This window comes from Streptomyces sp. LZ34, assembly GCF_053890475.1.
Genome location: NZ_CM132680.1, coordinates 11,658,763 through 11,676,938, shown reverse-complemented (window position 1 = coordinate 11,676,938; position 18,176 = coordinate 11,658,763). Strand labels below are relative to the sequence as shown.

At 74.6% G+C, this 18,176-nt stretch carries 3 protein-coding genes (1 of these 3 running past the window's edge); all 3 read right to left on the bottom strand.

What is annotated here, in order from left to right; genetic code table 11:
• Window positions 1-14: 14 nt before the first annotated feature.
• Tightly spaced (at most 17 nt apart), the 3 genes in view from ACWY4P_RS50230 to ACWY4P_RS50220 form a layout consistent with a single transcriptional unit that may run on beyond the window.
• A complete protein-coding gene (locus ACWY4P_RS50230; protein ID WP_456207486.1) occupies window positions 15-3,695 on the bottom strand; it encodes a beta-ketoacyl synthase N-terminal-like domain-containing protein in 3,681 nt (1,226 codons plus the stop codon).
• A gap of 17 nt (window positions 3,696-3,712) precedes the next feature.
• Window positions 3,713-9,166, bottom strand: a complete 5,454-nt coding sequence (locus ACWY4P_RS50225) for a beta-ketoacyl synthase N-terminal-like domain-containing protein (RefSeq protein WP_456207485.1) — start codon at window positions 9,164-9,166, stop codon at window positions 3,713-3,715.
• Window positions 9,163-18,176, bottom strand: partial view of an amino acid adenylation domain-containing protein gene (locus ACWY4P_RS50220; RefSeq protein ID WP_456207484.1) — the end only. It continues 13,879 nt past the right edge of the window; the window shows 9,014 of its 22,893 coding nt (coding positions 13,880-22,893); its start codon lies beyond the right edge, outside the window — the gene reads right to left on this strand; its stop codon occupies window positions 9,163-9,165. The genes ACWY4P_RS50225 and ACWY4P_RS50220 overlap by 4 nt, the downstream gene beginning before the upstream one ends.

Sequence of the window (18,176 nt, the reverse complement as noted above, 5' to 3'; positions counted from 1 at the left end):
CTCGCAATTCCTGATCACGCCAACAGGGAGAGCGCGGTCTCCTCCGGCATTTCGTCGATGCGCTCAATCAGCTCGGCCTTCACCAGCTCTGCCATCCGGGCCACCGTCCGCGCCTCGAACAACGACCCCAGTTCCAGCTCGAGGGGGAAGTGGCTCTTCAGCCGGGAGATGATCTGCGTGGCCAGGATCGAGTCGCCGCCGAGCTGCTGGAAGTCGTCGTCCCGGCCGACCGTGTGCAGGCCCAGCACCTCCCGCCAGGCGGTGGCGACCAGGCCCTCGAGACCGCCGGCCCGGTCGGCGTCGGCGGCCTGCGCACCGGCCGGGGCCCCGGGCGCGTCCGTCCGGGGGAAGTGTCGCGGGGCCGCCGGACCCGTGGGCGCGGGGGTGGCACCGGCGGGCGTGTCCCTCTCGGCGAGTATCACCGACTCCGGTGCCAGGTCCTCGCGGAACGGCAGGGGCGACAGCGCGCGAACGGACCTGAACCCCGTCCGTTCCAGCGCGGTGCGCCACTGTGGGGCGCTGAGCAGGGGTGATCCGGGCAGCCGCCAGGTTTCCTCGAACGACCACCACTCCGAGGTCAGCCCGAAGGTCAGTGTGTAGGCGTCCTGGACGACCGTTGCCTCCATGAGGACGAACAGGCCCCCCGGCCGCATCGCTTGGTTGATGTGGGTCAGCGACCGGTCGATCCGGCTGGTGGCGTGCAGCACGTTGTTGGCCAGTACGACGTCGAAGGAGCCCGGTTCCAGGCCCTGCTCGGACGGTGGCCGTTCCACGTCGAGCCGCGCGAACTCGACGAACGGGTGATCCTTGCCGTACCGCTCGGCGCCGAGCCGGGTGAAGGCTCGGGAGATGTCGGTGTAGAGGTAGCGCAGCCGTGAGGCATACGGGGCCAGGGCCGGGAAGACCCGGGCGCTGGTGCCGCCGGTGCCGGCCCCCACCTCCAGGACGGACACCGTGGCCTGGGGGTCGTGTTCCAGACGGGCCCTGACGTACTCGGTCACCATGCGGGCGATCAGCGCGTTGGTGTCGTGGTCGTTGTGGTAGACGTCCCCGACCGCGTCGAAGGAGCCCTCCGCGAACAGCACCTCCTGCGCCCTGCGCCGCCCGGTGAGCACGTCCGGGTAGCCGTCCAGGCACGTCGCCACCAGGTTCAGGAAGCCCTTCACCTCCGGGTGGTCGGCGGCCAGTTCATCACGGCGGCGCCGCAGCCCGGAGGCGTCCGGGGCCTGGGCGGCGGCCGCGCCGTCGGCCGTGACCAGTTCCTCCCCCTCCCGCCGCAGAAGCTCGGCGTCCTCGAGGATGCCGAGCAGGGCGCCGAAGAGCACCCTGTGCTCGGCCACCACGCCGAGGCGGTCGGCCAGTTCCCCTTCCCGGTGGCGCTCGCCGCCCCGGGTGAGGACGCCCATCCGGTGGAAGGTCGCCAGCAGCATCTGCCGGCCGAGCGCCCGCACCTCACCGGCCGCCTCGTAGGCGCGGGCGGCGGCGGCGAGGCCGCTGGAGTCCGCGTTGGCCCGGAGGAATCCCGTCGCGGCGGCGTCCAGCTCGGGCATCACCGACGGGACGGAGCCGGTGCCACCGGCCGGAATCCCGGGCGCGTCGTCCGCGGCCGCGGGCGGTACGGGCTGCGCGGCGCCCGGACCGGTGAAGTCGGCCCGGCGGGGGAAGCGGACGCGCTCGAACGGGTGGCCGGGCAGGCGCAGCCGGCGCGGCCGGGTCCCGGTGTGCAGCCGGGGCCAGTCCACCGCCCGGCCCTCGCACCAGCCGGCCGCCAGCTCGGCGACACCGACTCCGTAGCCGTCCTCGGCGGGCGGGCCGGTCCTCGCCTCCTCCGGAACCCGGCCCCGGTACAGGCCCGGTCCGTCGGCCCGGGCCCCGTCCGCGAAGGCCGCCAGCCGCTCGGTGAACTCCGTCATCGAACCGGCGACCACGGCCAGGCGTTCCTCCATCGCCTCGCGGCCAATCTGCAGCGTCCAGGCGATGTCGCACAGGTCCTGGTCGCCGAGGCCGCGGGTGCGAAGGTGCTCCAGCAGCGCACCCGCACCGGCCCGCAGCCGGGCCTCGTCGCGGGCGGACAGCGGGAGCAACTGCGGCCGGCGGGGCGGGGCCGGGCAGGAGGGCGGCTGCGGCTCGGCGTACTCCTCGATCACCAGGTGCGCGTTGGTTCCGCTGTAACCGAAGGAGCTGACGGCCGCCAGGCGGGACCCGGACGCGTTGCGGGGCCACTCGGCCGGTTCGGTGTTGACGTAGACCGCGCTGTCGGCGAAGTCGATGTGCTCGTTGGGGTGCCGGAAGTTCGCGGCGGGGGGCAGTTCGCGGTGCTGGAGGCAGAGCAGCACCTTGATGACGCCGAGCACCCCGGCCGCCGCGGTGGTGTGCCCGATGTTGGCCTTGATCGAGCCGAGCGCGCAGAAACGCCTGCGGTCGGTGAACGCGGCGAACGCGTCGGTCAGGCCGTGGATCTCCACCGGATCGCCCAGCTTGGTGCCGGTGCCGTGGGCCTCCACGTACTGAAGGTCCGTCGCGTCGATGCCGCTGCGCCGGAAGACGTCCTGGATCAGCCGGCTCTGCGCCATGAAGCTGGGTGCCGTGATGCCGGCCGTCCGGCCGTCCTGGTTGGTGCCGCTGCCGCGGATGACGCCGTGGATGCGGTCACGGTCGCGTACGGCGTCCGACAGCCGCTTGAGTACCAGCACACCCACGCCCTCGCCGAGCAGCATGCCATCGGCGTCCTGGTCGAAGGGGCGGCAATGGCGGGTGGGAGAGGTGATGCCCAGGCTCTCCATCGAGACGAAGAAGCCGGGGTGGCTGAAGACGGAGACACCACCGGCGATGGCCAGCTCCGCCTCCCCCGACTGGAGCATCCCGCGGGCCAGGTCCAGGGCGACCAGCGAGGACGAGCAGGCCGTGTCCACCGCCAGAGCGGGGCCGTTCAGGTCCAGGTGGTAGGCCAGGCGCGCCGCCATGATGCTGCTGTCGGTCCCCATGGTGGCGTGCGCCGAGTAGTCGCTCCGCGGGGGCAGACCGATCGAGCCGATGACCACCGCCACCTGGCGCCCGCGCAGCGCCGCCGGATCCTGGGCCGCGTCCTCGAGGGCCCGGTGGCACTCCTCCAGCAGGACCCGCTGGGCGGGGTCCATCGCCGCCGCCTCGCGAGGCGAGATACGGAAGAAGGCGGCGTCGAAGGCGTCGGTGTCGGCCATGGCGCCGTACCGGGGCGGCGCGGCGTCGGGGAAATGCTCGCGGAACAGCCCGCGCCAGCCGGGTTCGGAGATCTCTTCCAGGCAGTCGCGGCCCTGGCTCACGACCTCCCACAACTCCTCGGGGCCGGTGGCTCCGGCGGACCGGCAGGCCATGCCGATGACCGCCACGTCCTCGCGCGGGAGCGCGGACGGCGGCGGGGGCGACGCCCGGCCGGCCGGGGCGGGGTGCGGCCCGGCCTGCGGCAGCCGGGCCGGCGCGGCAGCCGCGGACAGGTGGGACTCGACGTGCGACGCCAGCGCGGTGATCTCGCCGAACTCGAAGACCAGGCTGGTCGGGAAGTCGTGGTCGAACCTCTGGTTGATCTCCTCGACCAGCATGACCGCGTTGACCGAGGTCAGTCCCAGATCCTGGAGCGTGGCTCCGGCCAGTTCGTCCCGGCTCGGCCCGAGCACCCGGACGACGATCTCCTCGAGGGAGTCCTTGACAGCGGACATGTGGTGTCTCTCCATCCTTACAGCCGGGATCCGGGGACCTGGCCGGACCCGGTCTCGGTACCGTTCGTCCGAGCCGCTGCCCGATGCCGTACCTCGAGGTAGGGGACGGCTTCGGTGATGCGTCGCGCGTTCACCTCGACGCGCTCCGTTTCGCTGGTGCCGGCGTCCTTGCGCAGCCGGAACAGGCAGTAGTTCAGCCAGCCGCGCCGCAGCGAGGTCGCCTGGTTGGTGTGGCTGCGCCAGGCGTCCCGCACCTCGGCGGGCAGGCCGGCGGTGTTCCGCGCCACCTCCGGGTCGGTGAGGAAGTGGGCGATCTGCGGGGACAGGTCCACCAGTTCCTCGATCACCAGGCGGTGCCGCGCGAGCAGCCGCACCCACCGGTCGGCCGACGGGACATGGAACCCGAGGTCGCGGTCGACGATGTCGCCGCGCAGCCGGGCGATGTAGTCGGCGAGCAACACCAGCCCGCCGTCGACCAGGGCGGTGTCCAACTGCGCCAACAGCGACGGCTGGTCCTCCGCCCGGCACACGGCCTCGACTCCCAGCGCCAGGTCGTAGGTGGCCGGGAAGGGGGTGTCCGGGCCGGGGGTGTGGAAGACCGCCGCCCGCCCGGCCAGGCCCCGCTCCTCGATGCGCCGGGCGGCCGACTCCGCCTGGGCCTTGTCGCCGGTGGCGCCGTGCACCAGCAGCCGCGGGCACCGGGTCGCCAGGTCCACGACGTCGTCGCCGGGACCGCAGCCGAAGTCGAGCACCGCGCCCATCCGGTCCAGCGGTACGTCGTGGAACAGCACCGCCCTCATCTCCCGCTGCCGTTCCAGGACGATCTCGACGTCGTGCGGGTCCTCTGCCAGCCCCAGCAGCACCCGGCTGGCCGAGAACCCGGGGACGGGCTCGAGGAAAGGAGCGAAGGAGGAGAAGAGGGACGAGGGTGTCCCGGGCACTTGTCCCCCGGCGGGGGTCCCGCCGGGTTCCGCCGTCCGTCCGCCGGGGGACGGAGCGTGGACCGGCCGCGCCTCGGCCGACGGGGCGTCGGCCCAGCAGCGGCGCGGCTCGAACGGGTAGGTCGGCAGCCCGGGCACCCGGGTGGGTACGTCCCCGCCGGCGTACAACCCGGTCCAGTCGACGCCGGCCCCCGAGACCCACTCCCTGGCCGTCGCGGCCAGGTCGCTGCCGGGTCGCGGTCCGCCGGCCGCCGCGGGCGGGCGTTCCATCGCCCGTGCCACGGTCCCGGCGTCGCCGCCGAACACCCCGTCCGCGTCGCCCGCGGCCCGCCACTGCCGCAGGGCGCGCCGCAGGCCGGCCGGGGCCGAGGCGACGACGGCCAAGCGGTACCGCATCGCCTCCCGCCCGGTCTGCAAGGTGTACGCCACCGCGGCGAGGTTCACCGCGGGGTCGCCGTCCAGGAAGTCGAGCCAGTGGTCCACGTAGCGGCCGAGCCGCTCCGGGGTGCGGGCCGACAGGGTGAACAGCACCGGTCCGGGCGCCGGGGGGCTGTCGTGCCGGGGGGACCGGAGGGGCTCCTCCAGCACCAGGTGCGCGTTGACGCCGCCGGCCCCCACTCCGGTGATGCCGGCCCGCAGCGGGGCCGGCGCACCGTCCACCACGACGGGCCGCCAGTCCACCGCCGCACGCGGTATGCCGAAGGGCAGTCGGGCGAAGTCGATGGCCGGGTTGAGGTCCCGGGGCACACGGGTGGGCGGCAGCACGCGGTGCCGGAGGGCCAGCACCACCTTGAACAGCTGGGACATGCCCGAGGACGCCTCGCCGTGGCCGACGTTCGGCTTCACCGTCCCGAGCCAGTAGTCCCCCGACGCCCCGCCGCGCTGCCCGAACACCTGGGTCAGCCCGGTCATCTCCACGGCGTCACCGATCGCCGATCCGTTCACCGAGCTCTCGATGTAGTTCACGGTGCGGGGATCGACTTTGGCCCGGTCGAGGGCGGCGCGGACGACGTCCGCCTGGCGCTGTGGGCTGGGCGTGGTGAAGCCCGTGCCCCGGCCGTTGTGGTTGACCGCGCCGCCGCGGATCACGGCGTACACGTGGTCGCCGTGATCCAGCGCCCGGCGGTGGGACTTCAGCACCACCACGCCGACGCCCTCACCGGGCAGGATGCCATTGGCCTCGCTGCCGAAGGCGGCACAGTCCGGCCGGTCCGACAGCATCATGGCCGCGCCCAGTTCGGCGTACGCCGACGGGTGCAGGTAGAGGTTGACGCCCCCGGCGAGCGCCAGCTCGCACTCGCCGCGGCGGATGCTCTCGGCCGCGGCGTGGACGGCGACCAGGGCGGACGAGCAGGCCGTGTCCACCGGCTGGCTGGGACCACCGAGGTCGAGGTGGTACGAAACCCTGTTGACCAGCGCGCCGAAGGAGGTCCGCGGCAGTTCGAGGCCGGACTCGACACCGTGCCGCTCGAAGCCGTGCTTGGCGGCTCCGGCGAAGACCCCGGTGCGCCGCCGGACGTGCTCCGGCAGGACCGCCGGCGAACACCCGGCGTCCTCCATCGCCTTCCAGCACTCCTGGAGGAAGATCCGTTCCTGTGGGTCGATGTTGCGGGCCTCCTGGGGAGCCAGGCCGAAGAACAGCGGGTCGAACTCGTCGACACCGTCCAGGAACGCGCCCCACTTGGAATGGCTCTTGCGGAACCGGTCCTCTCCGGTGGGCTCGGGGTCGTAGTGCTCACGCCAGTCCCATCGGGCCGCCGGAACCTCACTGACGGCCGTGTGTCCGGCGATCAGGTTCTCCCAGTAGCGGCCCAGGTCCGGGGCGCCGGGGAACCGGCCGCTGACGCCGATGACCGCGATCCCGTCCTCGGCCGGGACGCCGGGTAGCGCCGGGTCGGGGGCGGGCGGCGCGGACGGCCGCCGCACGTCGGCCGGCTCCTGTGCCGCCGGGGCTTCGCCGGCCGGCCCGCCGCTCTCCACGCCGGCCTCCGGGCCCTGCTCCGGGCCGGTATGCGCCCGGCACTCCGCCGGGAACTCCGCGACCAGGTGGGCGGCCAGGTCGGCCACGGTCGCGAACTCGAACAGCAGCGTCCGCGAAGCCTCGGCGAACAGCCGGGCGAGCTGGTGGTTCATCCGCGTCCGGGCGAGCGAGTCGACGCCGTAGGTGTCCAGCGGTTCGTACGGATCGACGTCCGCGGCCGGAACACCGACGGTCTCCGAGACCAGCTCACTGATCCTCAGGCGGACGCCCCGCTCCAGCTCTTCCCGCCCTGCCCGGCTCGTGGCGGAACCGTCCGCCTCGGGCACGGGCCGGTCCGCGGGGGCCGTGGCCGGCCGGCGCGGGCCGCCGTGGCCGACCGGGGCGGCTTCGCGGTCCGCGCCGCGCCGGTGCCGCACCCGCTCGGACGGATCGGGGTCCTTGCCGTGGTACTCCCTGGCGAACGGATATCCCGGCAGCGGGATCCGTGTCGGCGCGCCGTGCCGGTACAGCGCGCCCCAGTCGACCGGCACCCCGTTGGCCCACAGCTCGGCGACCGTCTCCAGCTCGCCCTGTTCCAGCCGTCTGCCGATCGCCCCGGCCAGTTCGGCGTCGCTCGCGAAAAGGTCGGCGAGCACGCCCGCCGCGGCCACCTCGCCCCGGCGGCAGCCCTCGACGGACGCTTCCCCGACGGCCAGCGCCTTCAGCCCGGCGACCAGCTCGGTCAGGTCCCGCACCACGAACGCGGCCCGCTCCGCCATCGCCTCCCGGCCGCGCTGGAGCGTGTGGGCGACCGCGGCGAGGTCCACCGCGGGCGGGACGGGGGCGTCCGGCGCGGCGTGCCGGGCGGCGAGCAGCCGTGCCAGGTCGGTCAGGGACCGGGCCCGGTGCACCACCGCCTCATCCGCCGGCCGACCGGACTCGGCCTCGATCAGCGTCTCCAGCCGGGCCAGGTGGCCGGGGTCCACGCCGAAGTCGGAGAACGGCTCGTCCTCCGCGAGCTGTTCGGGCTCCACTTCCAGCACGCCGGCCAGCAGCTGCCGCAGCCGAGCCGGGGCGATGACATCCGGACGGTCCCGGGCCACCGGGGTTCCGGCCTCCGCCTCCTGTAGGAAGGCCGCGAGCCGGCCCGCGTGGTCGCGCAGGCGTTCCGGGTCCCTCGCCGACACCGGTACCAGGTACCGCTCGGGACGAGTACCCGCCTGGTCGGCCCGGCCTGCCGGCCGGTACTCCTCGACCACCAGGTGGACGTTGGTGCCGCTGTGCCCGAAGGAACTGACCGCGGCCGTCCGGGGAACCCCGGGCTCGGTCTGCCACGGACGGGGCGTGTCGTCCACCGTCAGTGCCGAACCGTCCAGCTCGATGAGCGGATTCAGCTCACGCAGCGTCGGCATCCCGACGTGACGGCCGTGTCGCATGGACAGCAGGACCTTGATCAGTCCGACGGCGCCCGCGGCGGCCCCGCAATGGCCGATGTGGGCCTTGGCACTGCCCACGGCGCAGTAGGCCCGTCTGCCGGTGAACCGACCGAAGGCCCTCACCAGGGCGTTGGCCTCCACGGGATCGCCCAGAGGGGTGGCCGTGCCGTGCGCCTCGACGTAGGAGATGCGCTCCGGATCGATCCCGTACCGACGGTAGACGTCGGTGATGAGCTGTTCCTGCGCGGCCCCGTTGGGCGCCGTGATGCCATTGCTGGCGCCGTCCTGGTTCATGCCGCCGGCCCGGATCACGCCGTGGACGTGGTCGCCGTCCGCGACCGCGTCCGCGAGCCGTTTGAGCACGACCACGGCGACGGCCTCGGAGAAGACCGTGCCGTCCGCCGCGGCGTCGAAGGTGCGGCACCGGCCGGACGCGGAGAGCATGCCGCTCTCCGCCAGGACGTTCAGCGACCTCTGGTCCAGCCCGGCGTACACGCCGCCGGCCAGGGCCAGCGCCGACTCGCCGCCGCGCAGGCTCTCGCAGGCCAGATGGACCGCGGCCAGTGCGGACGAGCAGGCGGTGTTCACCACCAGAGCGGGCCCGCGCAGGTCCAGTACGTACGACAGCCGGGAGGCCACCAGCGCGTCGGAGGCGCCGCTGAGCGTCTCGTGCAGGTACCCGGCCGGCTCGGCGCCGATGAACATTCCGGTGCGTGAACCGCGCAGCGCTCGCGGGTCGTACCCCGCGTCCTCCAGCGCGTGCCAGCTCTCCTGGAGCACCAGCCGCTGGTGCGGGTTCATCGAGTCGGCCTCGACACCGCTGATACCGAAGAACGAGGCGTCGAAGCTGTCCCGGTCCGTCAGGGCGCCACCCCACCGGTAACCGCCCCCGCCGGGGTCCAGGTACGAGGCCGGAAGTTCGCCCACAACGCCCTGGCCATTCTCCAGGTTGCGCCAGAACTCCCGCACGTCCGCGGCGCCGGGGAACTGCCCGGCCATGCCGATCACGGCGATGTCCAGCGGGGCGGCCCGGGTGGGGCGCCGCGCCGATTCCAGCAGGCTCCGGGCTCCCTCCCGGTCGAGCTTCCCACGGGCGTACCTGCCCAGGACGGACCGGACATCGCTGTTCGTCATGGCTGGGCTCCGTGGGTCAGGCCGGCGTCCAGAAGGTCCAGGACGTCTTGGGCGGACAGTTCACCGGCCCGGAAACGGGCCTCCAGGTCGGCCAACAGGTCGGCTTCGGCCGCGGGGGCCGCGGGGGCCGGGGCCGGGGCCGGCGAAGGGAGCCCGTCGGCGCCGTGGGGCGCGACCAGTCCGGTGAGGTGGTTCGCCAGACGGTCGACCGTGGTGTGCTCGTAGAGGGTGGTGGCGTTCAGGGAGACGCCCAGCGCCCGGCCGACCTCTGAGGCGAACGATATGCCGGTGATCGAGTCCACGCCCAGGTCGGCGAAGGCGGCGCCGGGCGAGATCCGGCCCGGTGCCACCCGCAGCGTCCGGGCCAGCTTCTCGACCAGCACTTCGCGCACCGTGCCGACCGGGCGGGCGTCCCGGACCGGGCCGTCCTTCGGAAGGGGCCCGGCCACCTCGGGGTGCGGGTGGGACGGGGCGGCGGCCGCGATGTCCCGCACGGGGCCGGGAGCCTTCATGCAGACGACCTGGCGCACGCCGCCGCGCAACAGCGCCACCGCCGCGTCGAAGCAGGCGATGCCCTCGTCGTCGTCGAGGAAGCCGAGCCCGGGGTGGTCCTGCGCCCGCCCCTCGAAGGACGCCCGCCAAGCGCCCCAGTTGACGACGCCCACCGGGAAGGGGGCGGTGCGGCCCGCCGCCAGCGCGAAGGAGTCGGCGAAGGTGACGCCGGCGGCGTAGGCGGGATGCGTCGCCGCTCCGGAGAAGGAGAACGCCTGCGCCGAGGAGAAGTAGCACAGGAAGTCCAGCGGTTCGTCCGCCACCGCGGCGTACACGTTCACCGCCCCGGCCGCCTTGATGTCGAAGTGCGTCCGGAACTCCGGCTCCGTGACGTCGGCCAGCCGCCGGCCCGGCGCCGCCATCCGCTCGGCACCGGCGAAGACCACACCGTGCAACCTCCCGAATCTGGCCTTCGCCGCGGCGATGGCCCGCCGGGCCTCCGCGCCGCTGGTCATGTCCGCCTGGACGTAGTACGGGGCGCGGTCCCGCCCGCCCCGGGTGGCCGCGGCGAGTGCGTCGCGAACGGCCGGGTCGGCGGCGGGCCTGCGGCCCACCCAGGCCACCTGGGCGTCGTGACGCTCCACCAGATACCGGGTGAGGAGGCGGCCGACGACGCCGCTGCCGCCGATGATCACGTATGCGCCGCCCTGTCGAGGACCGGGGTGCGGCAGTCCGGTCCACACGGAGTCGTCCACTGCCCGGAACCGCCGGCGGTAACGCCGGCCGCCGCGCAGCAAGATCAGCTCGCCGAGCGCGGAGGGCTCCTCCCGCACCACCGCCGCGGCCACGTCGGCGCGGCCGGCCGGGGTGGCCAGCTCCGCCGAGGCGATGTCGAGGTTGCGGACGGCGAACCCGCGGTCGTCCGTGGCGAGGAAGTAGGCGAGGCCCGCCAGCCCGCCGCCGCGCGGCACGACGGGCTCGCCATCCGCGAGGGACTGGGTGTCCTGGCTGAGGAGATGGATGTCCGTACGCCCGGAGCGCCCGGGGGCGGGCAGCGCCCTGACCAGGTGGAGGAACGCCAACTCGGGTTCCGGCGCGGCCTCCTGCAGTGTTCCGTCGGCCGCGTCGTCGGCCGCGATGAAGTGGACGCGGTCAGGGGCCTCCAGGGCGCGGAGCGCGGATGCCCAGGCGGCCGGATCGGAAGCCGGGAGGTGCAGCCACCCCTCCGCCGGGTGGGCGGCGGTGGCGCCCACCCGTGCGGTCGCCGCCGACGCACCGGTGCGGCGGTAGTGGTCGGCGAGGGCGGAGGCCAGCGCGAGCGCGCCGTCGGACGGTGCGCGGCCGGACACCACCACCAGCACCTGGCGGGCCGGGGCGGAGTTCTCCGCAGGGGGCTCGGAATCCTCCTGCCAGGCCGGCACCAGCATCAGGTCGGCCGGGGAGGACGCCCCGGGCCCGGCGGAGGGCGACGACACGGTGGCCGTGGCCGCCACGCCCGGATGCCAGTGGCGCTCCCGTACGAAGGGGTAGGCGGGAAGCGGTACCCGGCGCGGCCGGGCCCCCGTCCACAGCCGCGGCCAGTCCACCTCGCCGCCGGCCGACCAGTGGCCGGCCAGCTCCGGCAGCCGCCGCCGCGCGAGCCATCGCTCGACGGTCTCCTGCGCGGCGGGCGAAGCAGCGGAGGACCACGGCCCGGAGGCCGGGCCGGCCCCGGCCTCCGGAGCGGCGATGTACTCCGCCAGGCGCCTGCGCAGCTCGTCGGTGCCGGACACCACGAAGGCCACCCGTTCCCCCAGCGCTGTGCGGCCGGCCTGAAGGGTGTAGGCGATGCCCGCGAGGTGCGGTGGCGCCCCCGAAGCCGGGCCGCCGTCGAGGAAGGTCAGCAGCCGCTGCGCGAGGGCCCGCAAACGGTCCGTGTCCCGTGCCGAGAGCGGGACGATGTACGGGCCGTCGGCCGGCCGTCCCCGAGCCCCGTCGAGGCGTGGGTCCGGTATGTACTCCTCCAGCAGGACGTGGGCGTTCGACCCGGTGGCGCCGAAGGCGCTGAGGCCGGCCCGCCGCGGACCGCCCCCTTCCGGTCCGGGCCACGGCTCCGTCCGGTGCTGGATCCGGAACGGTGTGTGCTCCAGGTCGAGCAGCGGGTTGACGGTCTCGGAGTGCAGCGAGGGCACCAGCGTGCGGTGGTGGAGCTGCAAGGCGGCCTTGGCCAGACCGGCCATGCCCGCCGCCGCCTCCGCGTGGCCGATGTTGGACTTCACCGATCCCAGAGCGCAGAAACCGCTGTCGGCGGTGTGCCGTCGGAACGCCCGTACCAGGCCCTGCACTTCGATGGGGTCGCCGAGCGAGGTGCCCGTGCCGTGCGCCTCGACGTAGCCGACGGTGCGCGCGTCGATCCGCGACCGGTCCAGGGCTTCGGAGATCACCGCCGCCTGGCCGGCCGGGCTCGGCACGCTGATGCCGCTGCCGGTGCCGACGTGGTTGACGGCGGTCGACCTGATGACGGCGTAGATGTGGTCCCCGTCCCGCTCCGCCGCCTCCAGCGGCTTGAGCACCACGGCGCCGACGCCCTCGGAGGAGACATAGCCGTCGCCGCCCTCGCCGAACGACCGGCAGCGCCCGTCGCTGGAGTGCATGGCGACCGCGCCGTAGGTCTGGTACTTCGCCGGGTGCAGCGACAGGTTCACCCCGCCGGCGATCGCCACCTCGCTCTCGCCGCGGGCCAGGCTCTCCACCGCGAGATGCACGGCGGTGAGCGAGGAGGAGCAGAGGGTGTCCACGGACACGCTCGGACCGTGGAAGTCGCAGAAGAAGGACACCCTGTTGGCGATCTGTCCCTGACTGAGGCTGGCCGGCAGCGGTCGGCCGTCCACCGGCTCCGCCTGGACGCCGAGCAGCGCGTAGTCCTTGTGCATGACGCCGACGAAGACCCCCACGGGGCGGCGCCGCTCCGGCCCGCGCGGTGCCGCCAGCGTGGCGGGGGTGTGACCGGCGTCCTCGACGGCCGCCCAGCAGGTCTCCACGAACAGCCGCTCCTGCGGGTCGGTGATCTCCGCCTCCGGCCGTGAGACACGGAAGAAGTCGGAGTCGAAACAATCGACGTCGGTCAGGAAGCCGCCCCACCGGGACACCGGCCGGTCCGCCCCGTCGGGCAGGTCACGCCATGACCAGCGGTCGGGTGGCACCTCGGTCACCGTGTCACGGCCCTGCCGCAGGTTCTGCCAGAAAGCGCCCAGGTCGTCGGCTCCCGGATACCGGCCGGCCATGCCGATGACGGCGACGGCGGCGGGGGACGGGTCGGTCGCCGCGGTCCCCGCCGGTACGGCCGCAGCCGGGGCGGGGTCCGCGCCGGGGCGGAAGGCCGCCGACGGGCGGCGGGCCAGGGCCGGGCGGGGCACGGGCGGGCGGCCGCCGTCCGGCCCGGTCCATCCCTCCACGACCGCGTGGGCGTTGGTGCCGCCGTCGGCGAAGCAGCTCACCGCCGCGACGAGCGGCGCGTCGGGCCACGTCCGCAGGTCGCGGACGAAGGTGAACGGCGTCGCCGCCAGGTCGAAGTGGTCCGGCGGTTCCTGGCCGGAGAGGAAGGGCACCAACTGCCGGTTGCGCAGCATCAGTACGACCTTGATGAAGCCGGCGATGCCCTCCGCGCACTGCGGATGGCCGATGTTCGGCTTCGCCGAGCCGATGCTGCACGGCGTCCGGGAGGAGCCGCCGTAGACGGCCCGGATCGCCTTCAGCTCGGTCAGGTCGTGCACCGCCGCGCCGGCCGCGTTCGCCTCGATGTGCGTCACCTCGTCGGCGCGCCTCCCGCTGCGCTCCAGGGCCTTGGCCATGACGGCCTGCTGCGCGACCAGGCTGGGGGACGCGGGGCCCGCCGTCCGGCCGTCGTTGTTGACCGCGGTGCCCTTGAGCACCGCGTGCACCCGATCCCCGTCCGCGAGGGCGCGCGCCAGCGGCTTCAGCACCACCACCCCGGCGCCCTCGGCGAGGACGATGCCCTGGGCCCTCCGGTCGAACACGTGGAAGGCGGGGTCCGGGCTGAGCAGACCGCGCCGCTCGAACAGCCGGTGGCCCGACTCGTCGGCGAGCAGGGTGACACCGGCCACCACGGCCGCCTCGGCGTCTCCACCGCGCAGTGCCTGGACGGCGGCGTGCATGGCCACCAGGGCCGAGGAACAGGCGGTGTCCACGACCACGCTCGGCCCCGTGAGGTCGAAGAAGCGGGAGATGTTGGCCGCCAGGTAGTTCTGGCCCACGGTCATGATCGGGTTCCGGGTCCGGCGCAGCGCCTCCTCGCCGGGCAGGTGCCTGCTCCGGGCGCCGACATAGACCCCGATGTCCCTGCCCTTGAGCTCGGCCGGCCGGTAGCCGGCGTCGCTGAAGGCGAACAGCGCCTCCTCCAGCAGCACCAGCGCCTGCGGGTCCATGGCCGCCGCGTCCTGCTCGGACAGCAGGAAGAACCCGGGGTCGAAGCCCTCCCGGTCGACGAGGCCGGCGGTCAGGCCCGCGGCAGTGCCCCAGCGGTCCGCCGGGACCGGTGCGATGGCCGAGCGTCCCTGGCTGAGCAGTCGCCAGTACGCCTCCACGTCGGGGGCGCCGGGGAAGCGGCAGGACATGCCGATCACGGCCATGTCGTACGGGCCCGGGCCGTCGCCGTCCGCCGGGACGCCGGCGGACCGCCCGGCGGCCGTCTCCCCGCGTGCGGACGCCTTCCGGGTCGCGGCGGCCTCCCGCGTGGCGGGCGCCTCCCCCTCCCGTGCGGGGGCGGTGGTGCCCTCGGTGGCTCCGTCGCCGAACGCCGCCGCGAACTCGGCCGGGTACTGGTTCGCCAGCCAGCCCACGAACGCCCCCACCGTGGGGTGCTCCACGAACGCGGACGGGTCCGGGTCGGTGCCCAGCCGCTTCCCCACGCCGCGCAGCAGCTGGACCATGGTGATCGAGTCGGTTCCGTAGTCCTCGATCGGGACGTCCGCCGCCAGCCTGGCGGGGTCGAAGTGGAGCTGCTCCGCGAGCAGGCCGAGCACCCAGGAGGTGGCGGCCTCGACGGACTCTTCGGGGGCGCGCGCACCGCTCGGCCGCTCCCGCCGGGCGGCCGGTGCGTCAGGGCCGGAACTGCTGCTCCGACGCCGGAGCAGCAGTTCCGGACGCCATCTCGCGGGGTCCCGCACCACCGCGGGCAGCACCACGGGACCCGTGCCGTGCGCCAGCAGGTGGTCGAGCACGGCGGTGCCCTCCGCCTCCGAGAGGCCGCCCAGCCCGGTACGCAGATAGCCGGGGCCGGGCTCGGCCTCGCCCATGCCGACGCCGCTCCAGGACGGCCACTGCACGCTCAGCAGCGGCAGGCCGTGCGGCCGGGCCGTCGCCAGGTAGTCGGCGTAGGCGTTGGCCATGGCGTAGTCGCTCTGGCCGACGGCCGCGCTCGGGACCACCGCCGCCGCCGAGGAACACAGCACGAAGAACCGGAGCGGGCGCCCCGCGAAGCACTCCACCAGCGTGTCCAGGCCGGCGGTCTTGGGGTCGAGCACGGCGCGGACCGCTGCCGCCGGCTTGCTCACGAAGGCCAGGTGATCGCGGTCGGCGAAGCCGGCACAGTGGATCACCCCGCCCACCGGCCCCAGGTCGCGCTCGGCCTCGCGCACGGCGCGGGCCGGCTCGTCCGCGGCGGAACCGTCCAGCGGGAGCGACAGGACGCGCAGCCGGGCACCGGCCCGCTCCAGATCGATCAGCGCGCGGAGCCGGCGGCCCAGCGGGCCGTCGTCCAGGTGGGCCTCCCAGTCGGCCCGGTCCGGCAGCCGCGTCCGGCCGGTGAGCACCAGTCGGCGCACGCCCCAGCGCGCCACCGCGTGCCGGGCGAAGGCCAGGCCGAGGCCGCCCGTTCCGCCGGTGATCCACAGGGTCTGCTCCTCGGGGAACGGCGGCAGACCGCCGCCTTCCCCGCCCAGCGGGGACTCCCGCAGCACCGCCCGGTAGCGGCGTCCCGCGCGATGACACACCTCGGGGTCCTCGCCGGTGTCCTGGAGTTCGGCGACGATCTGCCGGACCGCGGAGGAGTCGTCGTCCAGCGGGTCGAGGTCCATGTGCCGCGACCGGACCTGGGCGTACTCGCTCTGCAGCATCCGGTACAGGCCGGCCCGCGCCGCGCCGGCGAGGTTGACCGGCGGGCCGCTGTCACCGGCGTGGGCGGTATCCAGGGTCTGCGGGGTCTCCAGGCCGCGGGTGACGCCGAGCAGTACGACCCGCTCCTCGGCCCGGGCCACGAACCGCTGCACCCAGGGCAGCCAGCCGGCCGGGTCGTCCTGCGGGCGGCGGGTGCCCATCGCGAGGGGCGCGCAGCCGGTCAGGTCGACGCAGGCCTGGAACCGCCCCGGTGCCGGGCCGTCGGCGAGAGCGTCCGGCTCCAGGACCTCCGCCCGCGGCAGTGCCATGGAGAGCCGGTCCGCCAGCGCCCGGGTCCCGGCGGTGGCGAGGATGGCGACCGAGCGCGGCGGCGGCCCCGCCCGGCCGGGGTCGGCCGGCTCCCAGCCCTTGGTCAGCAAGCGGGTGCCGTGCGGTGCCGGAGCGGGCGTCTCCGCTCCGGCCGCACCCGGCTCCGTCCGGTCCCAGGATTCGTCGTCGCCGGCGACGAACAGCTCGCCGAACGCGTCGTCCTGCCGCAGCGGGCGGCGCACCACGGTGAATCCCTCGTCCTTCAGGACCTGTTCCCACCGGTCGGCGGAGAGCATCGGCGCCCCGGACATCCGCTCGTGCTCGTCGTCGTACCGCCACCAGCCGTCCAGCAGCCCGAAGGTCAGGGTCAGGCCGGCCGTCTTGCGGACCACCTCGTTGACCAGCAGCAGCCCACCGGGGCGCAGCGCCGCCCGGAGGTTGCGCAGCACCTGCCGGATGTCCCGGGTCGCGTGCAGCACATTGGTGGCGATCACCACGTCGCACGGGCCGCCGACCACCTCCGGTCCCGCCCCCGGCCGTTCCAGGTCCCACAGGCCGTAGCGCAGGTAGGGACGGCCGGGGCCGAAGCGGTCCTCGGCCGGGGTGAGGAAGCCGACGGACAGGTCGGTGAACCAGTACTCCAGGTCGGCGGCGTGCCGGTCCAGCCGCGGCAGCACGACGGCGGTCGTGCCACCGGTGCCCGCGCCGACCTCGGCGATCCGTACCGGGGCCGGGGCGCCCGCGGCCAGCCGCCGCTCCACCGCTTCGGCCACCGTCTCCGCGAGGACCTCGTTGAGCCGGTCCGTGACCGGATTCCCCTGGTAGACGCCGGACAGCTTGGCCAGTGACCCGCCGGGGAAGAGCACTTCGGTGGCCGTCACCCGGCCGGTGAGGATCTCCGGAAGCCGCTCCAGGCACTCCTCGGCCAGCGACAGATGGGTGCTCCAGTGCGGATCCGCCGTGTACGGCGCACGCGCCGCGTGCCAGGCCCTCTCGTCGGAGCCGGCGCAGGCGTCGAGCCCGTCCGGCAGCAGCTCCACCCGGTCGCCGGTGCGGCGGACGAGCCCGGCGGCCTGCCACAGCCGGACCGCCTCCTCCAGCCATCGGTGGTACTTGGTGAGGATGCGGGCCTTCAGGCCGTCCACCGTGTCCGCGGACCCGTCGGCGAAGGCGCCCATCCGCTCCACGGTCACCAGCAGCGACCGTGACAGCACGCGGTCCAGCCCCTCCACGGCGGGCCCGGTGGGTTCGCCGTCCGGGTCCGCGGGGCGGCCCGTGCCGCGCCGGTCGGCGGCCTCGTCATCGCCGTCGAGGGCACCGGGGTGATGTTCGTCCAGGTATCCCGCGAGGTCCCGGATGGTCGTGTACTCGAAGAGGAGCGTGGGCGGCAGCTTCTGTCCCAGGGCCTCCTCCAGCGCGGCGAGAAGCTCCAGGACGCTGGTCGAGTCGATGCCGAGCTCGTAGTAGCCGATGGCCGGGCTCAGTGTCTCCGGGGCGCGGCCGAGCCGCCGGGCCATCAGCCGGCGCAGCTTGTCCTGGGTCGCCGGCAGCGGCGCGGCGGCCTCCGGCGCCGTGGCCGCGGCGGCCCGCGCGAGCCGGCCGTGCGGCGCGCCGCCGGGTCGGACCAGCTTGCTGGACAGCCCGCGCAGCTCGCACACCGTGCGCCCTTCGGCGTCGGTGAACTCCACTGTCAGCCTGACCAGTTCGTCCCGCAGACCGGTCGACGACCGCCGGACGCGGGCGGTGCAGGGCCCGGTCAGCGGTGCCGCCGCCCGGAAGGACTCGACGTGGACGGGCAGGTAGAACGCCCCTTCGTCTCCGGTGGAGTCCGGCATCAGCACACCCGCCGCCACCGCACCGCCGAGCAGCAGGGCGGGGTGGAACAGGTAGCCGTCCTCCCGGGCTCCGGGCCACGGGGCGAGTTCGGCGACCAGTTCCTCGTCGCCCTGCCACACCCGGCCGCGTGCCCGGACCGCGCCGCTGTACTGCTGCCCGCGCAGGGCCTCCCGGTCGTAGACGGCGTCCAGGTCGAGCGGTACGGCCCCCGGTGCGGGGTTCGCGGGCCGGTCGGCGAACGCCGGACGGTCCCCCCGTA

What these genes read in the sequence shown, in the direction of transcription:
- ACWY4P_RS50225 (WP_456207485.1), bottom strand. Translation starts at nt 9,166, where the DNA reads ATGACGAACAGCGATGTCCGGTCCGTCCTGGGCAGGTACGCCCGTGGG.
- ACWY4P_RS50230 (WP_456207486.1), bottom strand. Translation starts at nt 3,695, where the DNA reads ATGTCCGCTGTCAAGGACTCCCTCGAGGAGATCGTCGTCCGGGTGCTC.